General features: G+C 43.3%; 21 protein-coding genes, 1 tRNA gene, 1 other RNA gene and 1 other annotated feature. Of the genes, 5 read left to right on the top strand and 18 right to left on the bottom strand.

Going from position 1 to position 19,849, the window contains the following annotated elements:
* Nucleotides 1-271: 271 nt before the first annotated feature.
* The 7 genes from H7J92_RS17770 to ffs all read right to left on the bottom strand — a co-directional run bounded on the left by H7J92_RS17770 (nt 272) and on the right by ffs (nt 4,460).
* A complete protein-coding gene (locus H7J92_RS17770; protein WP_171805955.1) occupies nt 272-535 on the bottom strand; it encodes a pro-sigmaK processing inhibitor BofA family protein in 264 nt (87 codons plus the stop codon).
* A gap of 58 nt (nt 536-593) precedes the next feature.
* A complete protein-coding gene (locus H7J92_RS00110) occupies nt 594-809 on the bottom strand; it encodes a YaaL family protein (protein WP_009499395.1) in 216 nt (71 codons plus the stop codon).
* Nucleotides 810-819: 10 nt separating this feature from the next.
* Nucleotides 820-1,416 carry a recombination mediator RecR gene (gene recR, locus H7J92_RS00105; RefSeq protein WP_078818863.1) on the bottom strand — a complete coding sequence of 199 codons (597 nt, stop codon included), beginning with the start codon at nt 1,414-1,416 and terminating at the stop codon, nt 820-822.
* A gap of 14 nt (nt 1,417-1,430) precedes the next feature.
* Nucleotides 1,431-1,751, bottom strand: coding sequence for a YbaB/EbfC family nucleoid-associated protein (locus H7J92_RS00100; protein WP_009499393.1), 321 nt, complete (start codon nt 1,749-1,751; stop codon nt 1,431-1,433).
* Between the two features lie 21 nt (nt 1,752-1,772).
* Nucleotides 1,773-3,530, bottom strand: a complete 1,758-nt coding sequence (dnaX, locus tag H7J92_RS00095) for a DNA polymerase III subunit gamma/tau (RefSeq protein ID WP_281422236.1) — start codon at nt 3,528-3,530, stop codon at nt 1,773-1,775.
* Nucleotides 3,531-3,611: 81 nt separating this feature from the next.
* Entirely contained in the window at nt 3,612-4,079 is a 468-nt protein-coding gene (locus H7J92_RS00090) for an S-ribosylhomocysteine lyase (protein WP_221834948.1), read from the bottom strand.
* Nucleotides 4,080-4,194: 115 nt separating this feature from the next.
* Nucleotides 4,195-4,460, bottom strand: an RNA gene (gene ffs / locus H7J92_RS00085) — signal recognition particle sRNA large type.
* A gap of 94 nt (nt 4,461-4,554) precedes the next feature.
* Between ffs and H7J92_RS00080 the strand changes: the two genes are divergently transcribed.
* Both H7J92_RS00080 and H7J92_RS00075 read left to right on the top strand, forming a co-directional pair.
* Nucleotides 4,555-4,770 carry a hypothetical protein gene (locus H7J92_RS00080; RefSeq protein WP_009499390.1) on the top strand — a complete coding sequence of 72 codons (216 nt, stop codon included), beginning with the start codon at nt 4,555-4,557 and terminating at the stop codon, nt 4,768-4,770.
* Between the two features lie 41 nt (nt 4,771-4,811).
* Nucleotides 4,812-4,904, top strand: a tRNA-Ser gene (locus H7J92_RS00075).
* 88 nt (nt 4,905-4,992) lie between these two features.
* On the opposite strand, the gene thrB is transcribed toward H7J92_RS00075, so the two are convergent.
* The 3 genes from thrB to H7J92_RS00060 are packed head-to-tail and all read right to left on the bottom strand — an operon-like array spanning nt 4,993 to nt 8,246.
* Entirely contained in the window at nt 4,993-5,889 is an 897-nt protein-coding gene (gene thrB / locus H7J92_RS00070) for a homoserine kinase (protein ID WP_009499389.1), read from the bottom strand.
* Nucleotides 5,889-6,947, bottom strand: coding sequence for a threonine synthase (gene thrC, locus H7J92_RS00065; protein WP_221834947.1), 1,059 nt, complete (start codon nt 6,945-6,947; stop codon nt 5,889-5,891). Before thrC ends, thrB begins: the two co-directional genes overlap by 1 nt.
* Nucleotides 6,948-6,953: 6 nt before the next feature.
* Nucleotides 6,954-8,246 (bottom strand): homoserine dehydrogenase, encoded by a 1,293-nt coding sequence (locus H7J92_RS00060; RefSeq protein ID WP_221834946.1) that lies wholly within the window; start codon nt 8,244-8,246, stop codon nt 6,954-6,956.
* 156 nt (nt 8,247-8,402) lie between these two features.
* Between H7J92_RS00060 and H7J92_RS00055 the strand changes: the two genes are divergently transcribed.
* A complete protein-coding gene (locus H7J92_RS00055) occupies nt 8,403-9,767 on the top strand; it encodes an aspartate kinase (RefSeq protein ID WP_221834945.1) in 1,365 nt (454 codons plus the stop codon).
* A gap of 25 nt (nt 9,768-9,792) precedes the next feature.
* On the opposite strand, the gene H7J92_RS00050 is transcribed toward H7J92_RS00055, so the two are convergent.
* Together H7J92_RS00050 and H7J92_RS00045 are read right to left on the bottom strand one after the other, a co-directional pair.
* Nucleotides 9,793-10,452 (bottom strand): deoxynucleoside kinase, encoded by a 660-nt coding sequence (locus H7J92_RS00050; RefSeq protein WP_078818857.1) that lies wholly within the window; start codon nt 10,450-10,452, stop codon nt 9,793-9,795.
* Nucleotides 10,439-11,116, bottom strand: coding sequence for a deoxynucleoside kinase (locus tag H7J92_RS00045; protein WP_009499384.1), 678 nt, complete (start codon nt 11,114-11,116; stop codon nt 10,439-10,441). Before H7J92_RS00045 ends, H7J92_RS00050 begins: the two co-directional genes overlap by 14 nt.
* A 256-nt stretch (nt 11,117-11,372) precedes the next feature.
* Here H7J92_RS00045 and tadA point away from each other — a divergent pair, with 256 nt between their 5' ends.
* Nucleotides 11,373-11,879, top strand: a complete 507-nt coding sequence (tadA, locus tag H7J92_RS00040; protein ID WP_009499383.1) for a tRNA adenosine(34) deaminase TadA — start codon at nt 11,373-11,375, stop codon at nt 11,877-11,879.
* 13 nt (nt 11,880-11,892) lie between these two features.
* Here tadA and serS read toward each other — a convergent pair whose 3' ends face one another.
* Together serS and pdxS are read right to left on the bottom strand one after the other, a co-directional pair.
* Entirely contained in the window at nt 11,893-13,176 is a 1,284-nt protein-coding gene (gene serS / locus H7J92_RS00035) for a serine--tRNA ligase (RefSeq protein WP_221834944.1), read from the bottom strand.
* Nucleotides 13,177-13,242: 66 nt separating this feature from the next.
* Nucleotides 13,243-13,453 (bottom strand) — a binding site (T-box leader).
* Between the two features lie 122 nt (nt 13,454-13,575).
* Nucleotides 13,576-14,421, bottom strand: a complete 846-nt coding sequence (gene pdxS, locus H7J92_RS00030) for a pyridoxal 5'-phosphate synthase lyase subunit PdxS (protein ID WP_221834943.1) — start codon at nt 14,419-14,421, stop codon at nt 13,576-13,578.
* A 100-nt stretch (nt 14,422-14,521) separates the two neighbouring features.
* Here pdxS and pdxR point away from each other — a divergent pair, with 100 nt between their 5' ends.
* A complete protein-coding gene (pdxR, locus tag H7J92_RS00025; RefSeq protein WP_221834942.1) occupies nt 14,522-15,946 on the top strand; it encodes a MocR-like pyridoxine biosynthesis transcription factor PdxR in 1,425 nt (474 codons plus the stop codon).
* A gap of 15 nt (nt 15,947-15,961) precedes the next feature.
* Here pdxR and H7J92_RS00020 read toward each other — a convergent pair whose 3' ends face one another.
* From H7J92_RS00020 to H7J92_RS00005, 4 genes are all read right to left on the bottom strand, one after another.
* Complete coding sequence (locus tag H7J92_RS00020) at nt 15,962-17,311, bottom strand: serine hydrolase (protein ID WP_078818852.1); 1,350 nt, start codon at nt 17,309-17,311, stop codon at nt 15,962-15,964.
* Nucleotides 17,312-17,484: 173 nt separating this feature from the next.
* Nucleotides 17,485-18,951, bottom strand: a complete 1,467-nt coding sequence (guaB, locus tag H7J92_RS00015; protein WP_078818851.1) for an IMP dehydrogenase — start codon at nt 18,949-18,951, stop codon at nt 17,485-17,487.
* 105 nt (nt 18,952-19,056) lie between these two features.
* Nucleotides 19,057-19,539: a glutathione peroxidase gene (locus tag H7J92_RS00010; protein WP_281422235.1), complete on the bottom strand. Its 483-nt coding sequence runs from the start codon at nt 19,537-19,539 to the stop codon at nt 19,057-19,059.
* A gap of 77 nt (nt 19,540-19,616) precedes the next feature.
* Nucleotides 19,617-19,849, bottom strand: a 233-nt coding sequence (locus tag H7J92_RS00005; protein WP_221834941.1) for a hypothetical protein, incomplete at its 5' end; no start/stop codon positions are given.

Genomic DNA, 19,849 nt, shown 5'->3' with positions numbered 1-19,849 from the left:
CATCATTTAAGATACTCATTTTGTTTATGTCATCGACAGAGTCAATGCACAAACGTATAATTCGTTAACGTTTTGCTGTTCAGTTTTCAAGGTTCATATGGTTGCTCTTTCGTAAGAGGCAACTTTCTTATAATACCAAATCGCTGTTTTGTTGTCAACACTTTTTCTTAAAAAGTTTTTTGTGTTGTTCGGGTGTTTTGCAACTCCCCGATGCGACGCTTATAAATATACCACCGTACATTTTATATTGCAAGCTTTTTCGCTATTCTTTTTAAAAAAGAATAGCGAAACCGCATAACGCCGCGAATCCTGGTACTCCTAAGACTGCCAAGATGATGCCTGAAGCAATGTTTACCGGCACGTAGATCCCAATAAACCCACCTGCAATGTTCATTAAGAAGAGTACAAAGAACGCAAAAGCCAAGCGAAACCAGAAGACAGACAAGCGCTCCATGTTTTTTTCTAAGGTTGTTTTACTCATACTTAATAAAATTAGTGAAACAATACCTAAGGCAACTATTACTAAAACTCTCACAGAAAACGCCCTTTCTTTCATAGATACTTATCTATATGCGTTTCTGCTAGCTTTTAGTTCAACCGTTCCCTAAATTCCGTATCTTTGCTTCACGAAACAGATAGAAGTATCTACACTCCGCCATTTTACGTTGTGTCAGGACATCCTCGTCATAATCGTTAACATAACTCTCAACTTCTCGTGCTCGTTCCCAATCTTCTTTTGCTTCCAACATTAAATCACGAAGCCGGTCATCATATTCTTTTTTTAATTTATTCTTTTTTCCAAACAACATCTCACACTCCTCACAATTCTCGGCGGCCTTCCAATGCTCTCGAAAGTGTGACTTCGTCCGCGTACTCCAAGTCGCCGCCGACTGGTAGACCATGAGCGATACGAGTAGTTGTAATGCCGGATGGTTTAACAAGACGGGATATATACATCGCTGTTGCTTCTCCTTCTATAGTAGGGTTCGTTGCAAGAATCAATTCTTGTACTTCCTCATCTTGCAATCTAGTCAATAAGGAGGGAACATTGATATCTTCCGGTCCAATACCATCCATAGGAGAGATTGCCCCCTGTAAGACATGATATAACCCGCGGTAGTCGCGCATCTTTTCCATAGCAATCACATCTTTCGGATCTTGCACCACACAGATCGTCGAACGATCGCGCGATTGGTCCTGACAGATATGACATGGATCAATATCTGTTATATGACCGCATACCGAACAGAATTGCAAGTTACGCTTTGCATCGACGAGCGCTTTTGCAAAGTCGAGTACCGTATCTTCTTTCATACTTAATACAAAAAACGCCAGACGACCCGCAGTTTTGGGGCCGATGCCTGGCAATTTCATAAAACTATCCATTAGTTTAGATATAGGTTCCGGATAATGCATAACTACACAGCCTCCTAGAACATCCCGGGCAAGTTCATTCCTTTAGTAAATTGCCCCATTGTGGAGTTCGTTAATTCTTCCGCTTTTGTTATCGCTTCATTTGTTGCAATAACAATTAAATCTTGTAGGATTTCCACATCTTCTGGATCTACTGCTTCTGGATCGATGATGACTTCCAAGACTTCTTTATGTCCGGATACGATAACCTTCACCATTCCACCGCCAGCTGTACCTTCCATTCGCTCTTCACCTAAGTTTTCCTGAGCCTCTGCCATCTTCTTTTGCATCTTCTGCATTTGCTTCATCATACCTTGCATATTTCCCATTCCACGCATTGTCAATTCCTCCTCAAGAATTTAATCTTCTTCTATAGTAATAAAATCTTTTCCAAAAAGTTTCTCCGCCTCTGTTACGAGGGGATCCGCTTGTTCAAGAGTCGCTTCCTCCATAAATGCTGAAGCGGATTGCTCCACTTCCGATTGTTGAGAGGACTCCCGATTTTTCTGAACGGTCAGGCCATTCTTTTGAATGAAGTCTTGTCGTACTTTCAGCCAGCTATCTTCCGCGACATAAATCACTTCATACGCTTTTCCTGTTAGACGCAACAATGCTTCAGACAGTCCTGCTTGCAGCGTTCCATTCTCTGACGCCATCAAGCAATGAATTTCATACTTGAATTTTAACACAAAAGCCGACTCAGATGCCGCTACCGGTTCAGTCTCTTCCAATAAAGCCGCATGAGATCTCTGTAAACTTTGCATCATCCCGGCCCACTGCTCTCGTATTGTCTGTATATCCGACTTTGTTGCGGATTTCAACACTTCAACGATCTTACCTGTTGGTACTTTGGCAGATCTTGACGCAGTTGAAGCAGCCCGACGAGTTGGAGCTTGAGATTCTGCGGTAGCTTGTTGCACAGGACTCGCTGCCAATTGTTGTTGAAGCTGACGAACCGTCTGTTCCAACACAGCCAGTTTTTGAGCCGTTTCAGGATCTGCTGCAGAAGATGAAGCCACACGTTGATCACCTGAATGGATCATTTTCAAGAGCGCCGACTCGATATAAACCTTCCCATGATTGGAGAACCGCATCTCCTGTTGAGTTTTCGACAATATATCAATGTACCGGTACAGGTCATCGGAATGAAACCCTTGCGCCAACTCTTTGAACTTTTCACCATCCGATATCAGTTCCAGCAAATCTGTCAGCTCAGGTGCTGTGCCAAGCAATAGTATGTCGCGGAAAAATGTGATCATATCCTCCGCCAATCTGCCAACATCCTTACCTTCTGCTATTAATTGGTGCAACAAAGTAAGTGCAGAACCCGCATCTTTTGCTTGGATTGCTTGAGCAAGCTGATAAAAAATCTCTTCTCCAATCGCTCCTGTCACTAACAACGCATCTTCTGTGGTCAGCTCATCTCCGCTGAACGACACTGCCTGGTCTAGCATACTGAGAGCATCTCGCATACCGCCGGTGGCTGCTTGTGCAATTGCCCGCATTGCCCCGTCCTCCGCTTTCACACCGATATCGTCCAGCACTTTCCTCATGCGCTGCATGATTTCCCCAGCTGTAATCGGTTTAAAGTCAAATCGTTGGCATCTAGAAATGATCGTAAGCGGCAATTTATGAGGCTCGGTTGTTGCTAGAATAAATACCACGTGGGCAGGAGGCTCTTCCAATGTTTTCAACAATGCGTTAAATGCCGAGTTCGAGAGCATATGCACTTCATCAATGATATACACTTTAAAACGTGCATTCGACGGAGCAACATGAACACGTTCAATAATATCGCGGATCTCTTCGACACGTGAATTGGAGGCTGCGTCAAATTCGGTGACATCGGTATTCGATCCTTCTGTGATACTTTTACACGTTTCACATTCATTGCACGGCTCCGTTGCCGGTCCGTTCTCACAGTTCAAGGCTTTCGCGAAAACTTTTGCCGCACTTGTCTTCCCTGTTCCGCGCGGACCTGAAAACAAATACGCGTGCGTCGTTTTCTGATGGAGAAGGGTATTTTGCAGTGTCTGCTTGATAGCCTGCTGACCGGACATTTCGCCGAATGTCTGCGGTCTATAGGCTCGATATAATGCTTGATAAATCAACTGCATTTCCCCCTTTTCTCCATTTTGCATAATACTTCTATTATAGCATGAATACTGCTTTTATGGCTTTACGATCTCTTGAAAGTCTTACGCAAAAATCTCAGTCCACTCATCTTTCTTCGACAGCATATTACGTGCAAGCTCCTTGGCTCCTTCTAAACTGTGGCTTGCTGCCCAACCGCACTGTACTTCATTACAAGCAGGCACTTCGGTAGCCACTAACACGTCATTCAATGTTTTTTCTACTATAGAAAGGATCTCTTCATAGTCTTCATGGTTGATGACTGCTAAATAATAACCGGTTTGGCAACCCATCGGACTGATATCCACAATTTGGTCTAAATGATTCCTGCTAAACTCTGCCATCATATGTTCCAATGAATGAATGGAAGGCATATCCATATGCTCTTTATTTGGTTGACAAAAACGCAAATCGTACTTATAAATTTTGTCCCCGTTCTGTCCTTCAGAAGTTCCTGCTAATCGAATATAAGGTGCTTTTACTTTCGTGTGATCCAAATTAAAACTTTCTACGTTCATTTGTTTCTCCGCCATCGCAAATCGCTCCCTTTCGTTAGATGAATTCATTATCCTTCAAAGTATACACCATTTTCAGGACATAAAAAACTCGCCCATTCTAAGAACGGACGAGTGAATTGTTCAATTAAAGCCGTGCACCTTCCTTCGACTGCCGCACATAAGCGTTACTCTTGTCGTTGGCTCGGCCTAGGCTACCCCGCGGCACATGAGAGAGTCCACTTAATGCTGCTTCCTTCCGGACCTGACATGGTTCATGGGTTCCCATTGCGCAGGACCCAGACGTCAACACTACGTGCAAGAGGCAGACCCTACATGCGGACAGCCTCGAGAAGGAGTTCAGTCTTGCTAGAGCGGATTGCAAGTTACAGGGCACCGCTAATTCCCCACCTAGCACGGCATTTCTAATTATACAGCTTCCACACTAAAAATCAAACATTTATTGTACCAACGTGTTGAATACGATAGAATATATAGAAAGGCGGTGTTTCAAATGAAAGAGTTTGAACTAAGTTTTCGAAACCCTGAAGTGCGTATGTACACAGTGGTTGTACTGCCGGCTGTCCTAATCGGTTTACTTATCATGATCTACTCAAATTCAAATTTGAACTTTACTTATGCGGTTGCTGTTCAAGCGGCTGGCCTACTAAGTTTCTATATATGGCGCATATTTTATCGAAGAAAAGAAAAGTTAAAGAATAACCGTTGACATTACTTTTAGAACATGATAAAGTATTACTTGTCCAACACGGAGGAATACCCAAGCCCGGCTGAAGGGATCGGTCTTGAAAACCGACAGGGGTGTTAAAGCCCGCGGGGGTTCGAATCCCTCTTCCTCCGCCATATTTTTGACATTACACGTTACATGATGTAACGTTTTTTTATTGCATAAAAATAAAGAAGCATCCGAGCATATAGCCCGGATGCTTCTTTATTTTGAAATATACGCACCTTGCTCTGCTGGTTGCAACGCAATCGCCTGATAATGCGGAAAACGTTGATCAAGCAAAGCTGCTACTTGTTGCTCGGTCTCAGGCGGGACAGCAATGAAAAGTGAGGGACCTGCCCCACTGATCGTCATGCCGTACGCACCGATTTCTTTACACGCTAATCGAATTTCATCAAATTCAGGAAATCCGATCTTACGGTATGGTTCGTGAAAAATATCTCGTTCCATCATACGGCCCGCTGTTACCCAGTCAGCTTGCGCAATTGCTGCTGTCATCAAACTGCCCGCTGCACTTCCTTGAATCGCTGTCTTATGCGTCACTTGCTCAGGCAATAGTCCGCGAGAAGCTTCTGTTTTCAATGCGACCGGCGGAACCATTATCACGACGCCAATCGGGGGTGCAGGGAATGTCAGGACTTCCATCTGTTCTTCTGTAAAATAGGATACAGTAATCCCACCGAGCAATGCAGCCGTTATGTTATCTGCATGCCCCTCCAACTCACTGCCGATTCGGAGTTTATCTTGAGGTGATAAATGCAGCTCTGCCAGTTCGCTCGCAATTTCAATTCCTGCAGCAATTGCTGTTGCACTGCTCCCTAAACCTTTTCCTAAAGGAATATCAGAGTAAACAACCAACTTGTGGGGCGCTACAACTTGACCATATCGTGAAGCTACCTGTTGAATGGTCTGTACAATTAAATTTGTTTCGTCTGTTGGCAGCGAGGCATATTCCTTATCTTGATACTGAATATGCCACTGTGCGGCAGAAGATACTTCTATTGTCATTTTAAGTGAAAGGGCAAGACCTAAATGATCGAAGCCGGGTCCGAGATTCGCCGTCGTGGCTGGCACGGTCACTGAAAAACCGGCTTCCGTCATTAGTCGTTCCCCTCTTTCAATTCTTTAAGAAAGTTATCAAATTGTTCATTCGTCATTAATGGCTTATCGGAGTTAACGTTAATCGCTGTCTCAGGGTCCTTCAAGCCATTTCCTGTCAGGATTCCGACAATGGTTGTACCTTTATCAATTAATCCGGCATCTAAACGTTTTTTGATTCCTGCAATCGTTGCACAAGACGCAGGCTCCGCGAAGATTCCATCTGACGCAGCAAGTAATTGATAGGCTTCTAGAATTTCTTCGTCTGTTGCGGAGAGAATATCGCCGCCAGATTCTTCTAATGCTTGAGTCGCTAGGTGCCAACTTGCAGGATTCCCAATGCGAATGGCCGTTGCAACAGTTTCTGGCTCTTCGAATACACGATCATAAACAATTGGCGCTGCCCCATCCGCTTGTACGCCTAGTAACTTCGGTGTACCTGTACCTTTTTTCTCCGCGTACTCTTTGAAGCCTTTCCACGCAGCAGAGATATTTCCGGCATTTCCAACAGGCAATGCGAAGATATCCGGCACTTTGCCGAGCTGCTCGATCGCTTCGAATGCTACGGTCTTTTGACCTTCCAAACGATAAGGGTTAACGGAATTCACCAATGCAATCTTTCCTTCACCGACTTCACGGACCATACGAAGTGCTTCGTCGAAGTTACCTTTGATTGCTACAATTTCTGCTCCATACATTTTTGCCTGTGCCAATTTACCAAGCGCGATGCGACCTTCCGGGATTACGACAATTGTCCGCATTCCGGCACGTGCACCGTACGCCGCTGCAGCAGCGGATGTGTTACCCGTTGATGCGCAGATCAATGCAGTTTTCCCTTCCTCTTTCGCTTTGGCAACCGCCATGACCATACCGCGGTCTTTAAATGAACCTGTAGGATTTGTACCTTCCGTTTTTACATAGAGATTGATTCCCCACTGCTTCGACAAGTTCTCCAAGTGAATCAGCGGTGTATTCCCCTCCTGCAAAGTCAATGCAGGTGTGTTCTCAGTAACAGGCAGCCATTCCTTATATTCTTCGATCAATCCATTCCATCGTCTCATAATAAATTATTCTCCTTCCACCCGGTAATGACTCGAAATGTCAATGACCATTGGTGTATCTTTTAAGTCCTGTAAAATATCCAAATGTTGTTGACGAGATATTTTATGGGTAATGAAAATTAAGTCCGCACCTTCTTCATGCAGCTCTGAGTCTTGAACGACCGTAGCTAAACTTGCTTTATGATGGCTGTATATAGAAGTCAGTTCCGTCAAAACGCCTACTTCATCGCGTACCGTAATTCGATGGAAATAGCGAGCATACTTCTGATCGTCACTCTTCACTTTTCGCTCATATTGCGGAGCATGTAATCTCTTACCATTCACGCCTAGCAATAAATTACGGCAAGCGGCTACCACATCACCTGTTACTGAAGTCGCGGTTGGCATGGAGCCCGCTCCAGGTCCATAGAACATTGTTTCACCGACTGCATCACCGTAGACATATACCGCATTGAATTCATTATTGACCGTTGCCAACGGGTGAGAGTTCGGGAAGAAAACCGGTTCCACCGCTACCTCGATGCCCTCCTCGTCTTTACGTGCAGAGCCAGCCATTTTGATTGTATAACCAAACTGTTCTGCCAGCTGCAAATCACCATCTTTGATTTCTTTCATACCACGGACGAACACATCATCAAGACGGACTTCCGTAGAGAATGATAATGAAGCCAAGATTACCATTTTTCGAGCAGCATCGATACCATCAACATCTGCAGATGGATCTGCTTCTGCAAATCCTAATTCCGTTGCTTCTGCAAGTGCATCCTCATAAGTTTTATTTTCATGCTTCATTTTTGTAAGAATAAAGTTCGTTGTTCCATTGACGATACCTGTCAATGCGGTAATCCGGTCGGACGCTAATCCATCTTCCAGCGTGCGGATCAATGGAATTCCTCCACCTACACTCGCTTCATATAATAGATCACATTTATTTTCATCTGCCAGTTTCAATAATTCAGGACCTGACTCTGCCATGACATCTTTGTTTGCAGTCACAACACCTTTGCCTGCTTCCAATGAACGTCGTATTGCCTCTTGAGCGGCTGACGTTCCTCCCATTACTTCTACCACTAAATCAATTTCCGGATCATTGAGAACTTCATCCAAAGAAGTTGTAAACATTTCTTTCGATATAACACCGTTACGCTTTTTCTCTAAATCCTTAACGACTACTTTCTTAATCGATACAGGGACACCTAACTTGTGGCGTAAATCTTCCTGATGGTTATGTAAGATGGTTGCCACGCCGCTTCCTACAACTCCGTAGCCAAGCAAACCAATATTAATTTCATTTTTCATTTGACGATTCTCCCATCTACAATGTACACTATGAAAAAACAATCGTTCTTCGCATAAGGACAATTATAGAGAATTCCGCCTTCAATAACAACCCGTTATCATGAATTTTCTAAAATAATAGATAGATAATCTCAAATAGATAGGATCTGGTATATAATGAAAGTTTGTAAATTTGGCGGAACTTCCGTCGCATCTGCGGAACAAATCCGTAAAGTGGTCGACATTGTCGTGTCTGATCCCTCTAGAAAAATCGTCGTAGTTTCTGCTCCGGGTAAACGCTTTTCTGAAGATATTAAAGTGACAGACCTGCTGATTGACCTGGCAGACACTTCACTAGCCGGAAAAGATACGACTGATGCATTACATAATGTCGTGGAACGCTATCAACAAATCGCTGAAGGTCTTGATCTCGATAGCGGGATTGCTCAAATCATCGAACAAGATTTAATTCGACGGTTAAAGAAAGATCAATCAGATGAAATCTTGTATATAGATAGTCTAAAAGCTGCCGGTGAAGACAACAATGCGAAATTAATTGCTGCGTATTTCCAACATATTGGTATTGACGCAGAGTATGTTAATCCGCGTGAAGGTGGTCTGCTCGTTAACCACCGCCCAGAACGCGTTCGCGCTTTACCTGAAGGTAATGAAAAACTATGCACTTTACGCGATAAAAAGGGCATTGTCGTATTCCCAGGCTTTTTTGGCTATACAGAAGATGGAACATTGCGTACATTCAATCGGGGAGGCTCCGACATTACGGGTGCACTCTTAGCAGCCGCTACAAACGCAGAACTTTATGAAAATTTCACCGACGTGGATTGCGTTTTTTCAGCGAATCCAACAGTCATCGAGAACCCACAGGCAATTGATACGATGACCTATCGAGAGATGCGTGAACTTGCCTACGCAGGCTTTACAGTTTTCCATGAGGAAGCACTGGTTCCAGCATTTCGCCACAAGATTCCTGTATGCATCAAAAACACGAACAATCCTAGCGCGCCGGGTACCATGATCGTACGAAACCGAGACCATGCACTCCAATCCGTCGTCGGCATTGCGGCTGATAGTGGCTTCTCAACGCTATTCGTAGATAAATACTTGATGAACTTAGAAATCGGTTTCGGACGCCACTTGCTGCAAATTCTCGAGGAAGAAGAAATTCCTTATGAGCATACACCGTCAGGAATCGACAACCTCTCCGTTATTATTCGCAGCGAACACTTAACGGATGAAAAAGAAGCGCGTATTATAAATCGCATCGAAACAGAGTTGCACCCCGACGATGTGCATTTCCAACATGACTATTCCATGGTCGTACTTGTAGGAGAAGGCATGCGTCATACTCGAGGTCTGGCAGCACGTGCGGCATCCGCTATTGCACGGACAGGCGCCAATATCGAAATGATCAACCAAGGATCCTCTGAAGTCAGTTTGGTTTTCGGTATTCAAGAAAAGGATGAAAATCTCGTCCTACGTGAATTATATCAAGAATTCTTCACAGAAGTCCCAGCACATTAAAAGTCCAGAGAGGCGACATCCCCCATTACTTATCGGGAGTCGGCTCTTTTTTTATCACATTCGCTATTTTATCAATAATTTGATCCACATCTTGTTCATTCCTCAATACATCATAGTCCTCAATATTCAATCGTACGACAGGGCATGCCGTGAACGAATCAATCCATTTCTCATATCGACGATGTGTTTCTTCCCAATAACCGCGAGACGTCTGCAACTCCATCTCTCTTCCCCGCCGTTCGATTCGTTCAAGTATCGATTCCAATGAACCTTCCAAGTAAATTAAGGCGTCTGGATGCGGAAAGTAAGGAGTCATGACCATCGCTTCGAACAAATTCATGTAAGTGGTATAATCCACACTATCCATCGTACCTTCATCAGCATGCATTTTCGCAAAAATTCCAACATCCTCGTAAATAGAGCGATCTTGTACAAAGCCACCGCCATTTTCAAAAATCCGCTTCTGCTCTTTAAAACGTTCTGCCAAAAAGAAGATCTGCAAGTGAAAACTCCACCGTTCAAAATCACTATAAAAACGGTCTAAATAAGGGTTTTCTGCTACATTTTCAAAGGATGCTTGAAAGCCAAGACGCGATGCAAGAGCTTTAGTCATCGTAGACTTACCTACACCTACCATTCCTGCCACTGCAAAAACGCTATTCTTTGGAATTTCATGTAGTTTCATTCAAATTCAAACCTTTCTGTACAGCTGCATCCACTCTAGCCAAAATATTCTTCAAGTCTTGCGTGTCACGCACAAAATCCATCTGATCACCGTCTATATGGAGAACAGAGATGTCAGGATGTGCTTTTTCAAACTCAGGTATGTAGGAACTATAATCGTCCGAAAGCAGTTGTAAATAGTCAGAATCCATATCGGACTCATAATAACGTCCGCGCTCATGAATTCTCTGTTGTAATGTCGACAAGCTAGCCGACAATGAAATGATGATATTTGGCATTGGTAAATCCTGTGTCAAAATACGGTAAATTTCTTTATATTTAGCTAGGTCACTGGCTTCCAGTGTACGCTGCGCAAACAGCATATTCTTAAAAATATGATAATCCGCTACAACAGGAATACCTGCGGATATATAGTCTTTATTGATTTGTTTCAATTGCTCATAACGATTGCACAAAAAGAACATCTCTGTTTGGAAACTCCACTTTTCTTTATCCTGATAAAATTGATCCAAAAATGGATTTTCACTGCTGATTTCTTGAAGCTGTTGATAGCTAAAAGTCTTCGCAATCGCTGCAGTCAATGTAGTCTTCCCTACACCGATCGGACCTTCGACAGCAATGAATGGAACAAACACGTGGCCTTCACCCTTCCAATTTAGATACATGTTTTATTTTAACACATCAGAAGGCCAGGTATGGTACTTATCTGAATTCAGTGGAAAATCCCCATTTCTTAAAGTAGTAATTAACTAAAAGTAGTTTTCTGTTGAGTAACAACTCAAACTTTTATAATTCTTTATGGACGGATTCCCTATTGAGGCAATCAAATTCATCCATCGTCCCCTAAATGTTTCACGTGGAACATTTGAAATATTGATTTTGACCTTTCACATGATAGACTATTTGTAAGGAGTGGACGAAATGCACAAAGATGATCAGTACTATATGATGTTAGCTATAGATGAGGCAAAGAAAGCTGAGACTTTAGGAGAGGTCCCGATTGGAGCAGTTATCGTCCATGACGGCAAAGTCATTGCATCTGCCCATAATTTACGTGAAACAACTCAGAATGCTGTGACCCATGCTGAGCTTTCAGCAATTCAACTTGCTTGTGAAACATTAGGGAGCTGGAGACTGGAAGATGCTGTTTTATATGTCACCTTAGAGCCTTGTCCGATGTGTGCAGGCGCCATTCTGCAATCACGTATTCCTCGTGTAGTGTATGGTGCGCGTGATCCAAAAGGTGGTTGCGTTCATACATTCTATCAATTGCTTAATGACCCTCGCTTCAATCATGAATGTGAAGTGAAGGAAGGTGTATTGGCAGAAGAATGCGGTCAGCTATTGACCAATTTTTTTCGTGCCATTCGCCGGAAAAGAAAAGAAGAAAAAAAAGAAGCCCGTTACCAAGACGGAGTCCTGGAGTGAGCTTCTTTTCTTATTATTTTGGTGCCTCGATTTTTTCTCTTCCACCCATATACGGACGAAGTACTTCAGGAATGACGACTGAACCGTCTTCTTGCTGATAGTTCTCCAAAATTGCAGCTACTGTCCTACCAACTGCCAATCCACTGCCATTTAATGTATGAACGTATTCTGGCTTCGCGCCTGCTTCCCGACGGAAACGAATAGAAGCTCTGCGTGCCTGGAAATCTTCAAAGTTTGAACAAGATGAGATTTCACGGTACACATTTTGCGTCGGAATCCATACCTCTAAGTCATACTTTTTCGCTGCCGTGAATCCTAAATCCGCTGTACACATCTTCAATACGCGATAAGGCAAGTTTAATAATTGCAATACACGCTCTGCGTGCCCTGTCAATTTTTCCAACTCATCGTAAGAGTCTTCTGGCTTTACGAAACGAACAAGTTCCACTTTATTGAATTGATGTTGACGGATTAATCCGCGTGTATCACGACCAGCAGAGCCCGCTTCTGAACGGAAATTCGTGCTATATGCAGCAAACGCTTGTGGTAATTTAGCCCCGTCTAAAATTTCTTCTCGGTAAAAATTCGTTACCGGCACTTCAGATGTCGGAATCAAGAAATAATCTTCTTCTTCAACCAAAAACGCATCCTCTTCAAATTTAGGTAGTTGACCTGTACCCGTTAAGCTTGCACGGTTTACCAAATACGGCGGCAACATTTCTTCATATCCATGCTCTTCCTGATGAAGATCCATCATGAAATTGATCAACGCACGCTCCAGACGTGCACCGAGTCCACGGTAAAATACAAAACGGCTGCCCGTTACTTTTGCTGCTCGTTCAAAATCCAGTAACTGCAGGTCTGTTCCAAGCTCCCAATGCGGTTTGGGTTCAAAGCTAAAGTTCGGTTGATCTCCCCATGTACGGACTTCAACATTATCATCCTCACTGTCCCCGACCGGTACGCTTTCATGCGGGATATTCGGAATACGCATTAGCACATAGTTTAATTCTTCTTCTACTTTTGCAAGCTCTTGATCGTAAGCTTTAATTTCTTCGCCAACTTCCCGCATTCTTACGATGACTTCATCGGCATTTTCTTTATTACGTTTCATTTGCGCAACTTGTTGTGAGACTTCATTTCGCTCTGCTTTTAAAATTTCAACCTTCGATAAGATTTCGCGACGCTTCTCGTCTAACCCGCCAAACTTATCAAAATCGGTTAAATCTTCTCCTCGTTTACTCAACTTTTCCTTTACCTCTTCAAAATTTGCACGCAATACTTTACTGTCTAGCATACAACTCGCCTCCCTTTAGATAATCCACATAGAAAAAAACAATAAAAAAAGCCCTCCATCCCCTATAAAAGGGACGAGAACTACCCGCGTTGCCACCCAAATTGACTGGTTACCCAGTCCACTTGTTTGAGATATCGGCTCAACTGACCGGCAAGAACCTACTGACTTCAGTTCTGCTACTCCAGGACGGATTCACAACGGTTTTTACCAGCTCACACCACCCGCTGGCTCTCTTTAAAAAAACCTAGTTGCTACTGCTTCCTATCATCGTGAAATATGTGAAATTAGATATACCATACTACAAATAATCTTCAATGACAAGGTTCATGATAATAGATGTCGATCAAACCATTGGAAACATGTCATGGACGGTCATCCCACCCATAACATGTTCTTACGTTATAAACTGCGCGCTGCCATTAATTCACTATCCGCCAGCCTCGACATTTCCAAACCTTTCATTGGGGTTCCAATACCTTTTGATAAATTTGCAATCAGCCCGTAATTTTGAAAGTCTGCCGTTGCCTGTACAATCGCACGCGCAAATGCTTCCGGATTATCCGACTTAAAAATGCCGGAGCCAACGAATACGCCATCCGCACCTAGCTCCATCATCAATGCTGCATCCGCAGGAGTCGCCACACCGCCTGCTGAATAATTGATGACTGGTAAACGTCCTGCTTCTTTAATCGCTAATAAAATTTCATATGGCGCCCCTAAGTCGCGCGCTTCCGTCATCAATTCATCCTTGCTCATATGCACTACTTTATTTACTTGTGCATTGATCATACGTAAGTGACGAACCGCTTCCACGATATTTCCTGTGCCCGGCTCCCCTTTTGTTCGGAGCATCTTCGCTCCTTCACCCAAGCGACGAGCCGCCTCCCCTAAGTTACGTGCACCGCAGACAAATGGCACATTAAAATCACTCTTGAGAAGATGAAACTCATCGTCGGCAGGTGTCAATACTTCACTTTCATCAATAAAGTCGACGCCAAGTGATTCGAGTACACGTGCTTCGGAAATATGACCGATTCGTGCTTTTGCCATAACCGGAATAGAAACAGCTTGTTGCACTTCTTCAACAATGCGAGGATCCGCCATCCGTGCGACACCACCTGCTGCCCGAATATCCGACGGTACCCGCTCCAACGCCATGACCGCTATTGCACCTGCTGCTTCCGCCACTCGTGCTTGCTCTGCATTAATTACATCCATGATAACTCCACCATATTTAAAGTTCATATCTCTTCCCCCTTTTCGATATTTTCAGTATAATCGAATTTGACCACATTGAAATAGCCAGATAGACAATAAGTGAAGTGGTCAGAAGGAAGTTTTTAGCATGGATATGATTTTCATTGAGCTTCAGAAAACATCAGACATTCCGTTATATCAGCAAATATACAATCAAATTCGACAAGATATCATTGATGGAAAATTTCCTGTAGGGATGAAGCTGCCTTCTAAACGTCAGTTGGAGGACTTTCTGAACGTCAGCCAAACAACTATTGAATTGGCCTATGACCAGCTAGCTGCAGAAGGTTTCATTGCTGCAGAACCAAGAAAAGGGTACTTCGTTCAAGCGATTGAAGAACTGGCCTATGTGCAGCCAATGAAATTAGAAATCCCCGCTGCCGTGCAAAAAATAAAGGAAGAGCCAATTCTCTACGATTTTTCTGCAGGGGCGATTGATACAGATCACTTCCCCTTCTCAGATTGGAGGAAGTATGCACGCGATATAATAGATTCATCTCATTCCCATCTATTACTGTTGGGCGACCCGCACGGCGACCTAGAATTACGCCGGGAAATCGCACGTTATTTATATCACTCACGTGGAGTAGACTGTACGCCTGGACAAATTATCGTTGGCTCCGGAACAGAACAATTACTGCCATTGATTATTCGGATACTGGGCGAGGAGGCTCGCTATGCTATTGAAGATCCCGGTTACTTGATGACAAGGCATGTGTTTTCAGAAAGCCATAGGCAAACAATCCCGATTGCAGTGGATCAAGAGGGAATGGACGTAAAAGCCCTTCAACGATCGAATGCAACAATTGCCTACGTTACCCCTTCTCATCAGTTTCCAACGGGTACAGTGCTCACTGCAGCACGCAGAACGGCTCTCTTGAACTGGGCAGCTTCCAATCCTGACTTTTTTATTATTGAGGACGATTATGACAGTGAATTCCGTTATCGCGGCCGTCCCATCCCTTCATTGCAGGGAATGGATAAGGGCGAAAACGTTATTTACCTGAGCACCTTCACAAAATCGCTTATGCCTTCGATGCGTATTGCTTACATGGTGCTTCCTCCGCTGCTACTGGAAATGTATCGGCAAGCATTCATTCCCTATTCATCTTCGGTTCCAAGGATCGATCAGCATATTCTTGCGCGCTTCATGGCCGACGGAAAATTCTCCCGCCATCTCAATCGGATGCGCAAAATTTATCGTCGAAAGATGCAAGTTCTGACTGAAGTATTGAAACTTTACGAGCCTTTTATTTCGTTCTCAGGCGATGAAGCTGGCATGCATATTTTGCTGCATGTACATATAGAGAGTACTGAAGAGGAATTGCTGGAGAAAGCATTATCCGTGGGAATCAAAGTTCGCGGCCTAGATACCTACCGAACTGTCCCTAGCTTGTCCACCCCCTCCTTCCTCATCGGTTTTGGTGGATTGTCGGAAGAGGAGATCACGACAGGAATTGACACTCTATTGCAAGTCTGGAACATAAAAAAAGCAACGACACCTAGTTTATAGGTCCGTTGCTTTACATCAATCAAATAATCCTTTTACAAAACCAGTTGAACTCTTCCAAGCGCTGGCAAAGAAATCTCCGATTGCTCCCATCGTTAGAGAGAACCATCCTGCTTTCTTCACTTCTTCCGTTGTCACAACTTCAGTGCCCGCTGTTTCCCCATCGATAAAACCAAGGTCCGAACCATCTTTTTTTACTAACTTCACATGGCCGATCACTGTACCTTTTTTCAATGGTGCTTGAACTTTTCCATCTTTCACAAGCTTTTTGTCGAGCACAAGCTCAGGTTCATACTCTTTTTTCTCACTGTTGCGAATCAACATGCTAACAGGTTCTTTTGTGGCAATTCCAACTTTCTTCTCTTTCCCTTTGATGACACCTAATGTTTTTTGTTTCTTGAACTGGTGTCCTGCAGGTAAAAGCTCTGTTTCAGTAAATTGACTGAAGCCATAGTCAAACAATGCACGAGTAGCATCAAAACGTGCTTGATACGAACCAACACCCTTTGTATCTACAGCATTCATTACAACTGCAATAACCCGTTTATCAGCACGAGTGGCAGTACCTGTAAAACAATGTCCCGCAAACTCAGTAGTTCCCGTCTTCAAGCCATCCACTCCCGGGTACTCATACACTAAACCGGGAAGCATGAAGTTCCAGTTATCCATATTGATGGCATCTTCTGTACCTTCGCGAAATACCTTCTTACTGATTTTTGTAGTTTCCAGTACCTCGGGATAGTCTTGCAATAGGTGATAGGCCAATTTGGCAACAGAACGTGCAGGCATCACGTTTTCGTCCTTCTCGCCTGTCCCACTTGGATGCATTCCCTGTAAGTCATTGTTATTCAAACCTGTCGAATTGACAAATTTATAGTCTGTTAATCCAAGCTCTTCAGCTTTGGCATTCATTAATTTTATGAACTCTGCCTCTGTTCCTGCAATTGTCTCTGCGATCGCAATTGTAGCAGCATTGGCTGAATAAATTGCTACAGCTTCATAAAGTTCACGGATGGTATACGTGCCATCACGGCGAAGTGGCACATTGCTCAAACGGCGATCTTGCGACACAGCATATGTATATCCGTTCACCCGATACTCTTGATCCCAAGAAATCGTGCCTTCTTCCAATGCTTCAAACATCAGGTATTCCGTCATCATTTTCGTCATACTTGCAATACCTAATGCTTTATCAGCATTTTCTTCGTACAAAACTTTTCCACTGTCCGCATCAATCAAAATTGCTCCGTCTACATGAATCCCCAAGGAAGATTCTGCATTTGCCGCAGGCGTATGGATTCCGATTGTCATTAACAACATCATCGGTACCATCAAAACTGACAGCCATCTTCTTGTTACCTTTTTCACTCACTATACCCCCGTATTGACAATATCAAAAATCAGTGTACCATATTATCGCCGTATCATGTATCCTTATCCCAAAAAAACACCTTTTCGCTCATAGAAAGTGACGAAAAAAGGTGTAAAACATTAGAACGGCGGAAGGTATATTTACCTTCCTGCCGATTCTCTAATAATAGTTAACGCACAGAGTAGTTAGGGGCTTCTTTCGTAATCTGAACCTGATGCGGGTGACTCTCTTGTAAGCCGGCGCCTGTCATACGTATAAACTGTGCCTTTTCCCGATGAGCTTCCAAATCTTTTGACCCGCAATAGCCCATACCAGAGCGAATACCGCCAACTAGTTGATGGATCGTATCCGTTAATGGTCCTTTATAAGGCATACGACCTTCAATACCCTCAGGTACAAGTTTCTTCTCATCTTCCTGGAAGTAACGATCTTTTGATCCTTGTTCCATTGCCGCTACTGATCCCATGCCACGGTATACCTTGAAACGGCGTCCTTGGAAGATTTCAGATTCACCAGGGCTCTCTGTAGTACCCGCCAACAAGCTTCCTAGCATAACAGCATGTCCACCGGCAGCAAGCGCTTTGACAATATCTCCAGAGTATTTAATACCGCCATCCGCGATAATCGTCTTGCCATATTTTCTAGCAACTGACGCACATTCGTAAATAGCTGTGATTTGGGGAACTCCGACTCCTGCTACTACACGTGTTGTACAAATTGAACCAGGACCGATTCCAACCTTGACCACGTCAGCACCAGCTTCGTAAAGAGCCTCTGTTGCTTCCGCAGTCGCCACGTTCCCTGCGACAATCGCAAGATGCGGATAGTTCGCGCGAATCTCTCTAACAGTGTCAATAACACCCTTAGAATGACCGTGAGCCGTGTCAATAACAATAAGGTCGACTTCTGCTTGTACTAACTTCTCCACGCGTGTAGACGTATCTACAGTCACTCCTACAGCTGCACCGACCAACAGACGGCCAGCTTGGTCTTTTGCAGCACTCGGGAACTCAATTACTTTTTCGATATCTTTAATGGTGATCAAACCATTTAGGATCCCTTTTTCATCTACAATAGGAAGTTTTTCAATCTTATATTGCTGTAGTGTCTTCTCTGCTTCTTCCAACGTAGTGCCTACAGGAGCAGTTACTAAGTTTTCTTTCGTCATAACTTCATCAATAAGCATTGAATAATCCTGAATAAATCTAAGGTCGCGGTTCGTCAAAATACCAACCAATTTTTTCTCTTCCATATTATTGACGATCGGAACACCTGAGATTCGGTATTTCCCCATTAAGTGTTCTGCATCAAACACTTGATGTTCTGGCGTTAAGAAGAAAGGATTTTTAATAACTCCATTTTCCGAACGTTTTACCGTAACGACTTGTTCTGCCTGCTCTTCAATACTCATGTTTTTATGAATAATGCCAACTCCACCTTGGCGCGCCATAGAGATTGCCATCTTGGATTCAGTAACAGTATCCATTCCAGCACTGATAATAGGAATATTTAACTTGATTGTATCCGTCAAACTCACGGCCAAGGACACGTCTTTCGGTAACACATCAGATGCAGCCGGAACTAGTAATACATCATCAAACGTTAAACCTTCACGAGAAAATTTTGATTCCCACATTAACTTTCTGCCTCCTAAAATAACTATTGTCAGTAAAGATTATTAAAAGGTTATCAGCGCCAATCTAACGTGTCAAGGCACAAATGTGTAAACTAAGTATTCCCATTATTCATTGAATAGTTTTTCCAATGACTTTTTCATTTTGAGAGGGTTCGTTTGAGGAGCAAAACGTTCTACTACCTGTCCATTCTGATCAATCAAAAACTTTGTAAAGTTCCATTTGATTCCCTCTGTCAGTATGCCCTTCTTTTGTTCAATTAAGTAACAAAATAAAGGATCCGCTCCGTGACCTTTTACATTTACCTTTGCAAACATCGGAAACGTTACTCCATAATTCACCTGACAGAATTCAACAGTCTCCTCAATATCATCGAATTCTTGATTATTGAAGTTATCGGATGGAAAACCAAGTATCACTAGCCCTCTGTCTTTATATTCTTCATATAAATCCTGAAGTTCTTTAAACTGTTTTGTAAAGCCACACTTACTGGCAGTATTGACAATAATCATTGGTTTGCCTTTATACGCCTGTAAAGATTTCTTCCCTCCACTAGCAGTCTTCACAATAAAATCATAAACTGTCATCATGATAAGATCACCTCGTTTCTTTTCATACACTTTACATGAATATCAAAAGAAAACCTAACAATCCATTTTTCAACCTTTCACAGAATCCCTCTCCAAATGAACCATTCCACTCGTAAAATGAGCCAAATCTTCATTGAAACACACCAATCCAGGAAATACACGAACCTTTCTCTCCACTCACCGCACCAATCCGCCTCAAGTGCGAACATTTCTCTCACTGCACCACACCAAACCGTTTCATACACAACGAGCCGTCTCCCTCTTTTCATATTTTCGAGAACACAAAAAAGCCACTCACTATGAGGACCAT

Source organism: Sporosarcina aquimarina (assembly GCF_019748715.1).
GTDB classification, from domain to species: domain Bacteria; phylum Bacillota; class Bacilli; order Bacillales_A; family Planococcaceae; genus Sporosarcina; species Sporosarcina newyorkensis.
This window is presented reverse-complemented; position numbering and strand designations above follow the sequence as displayed.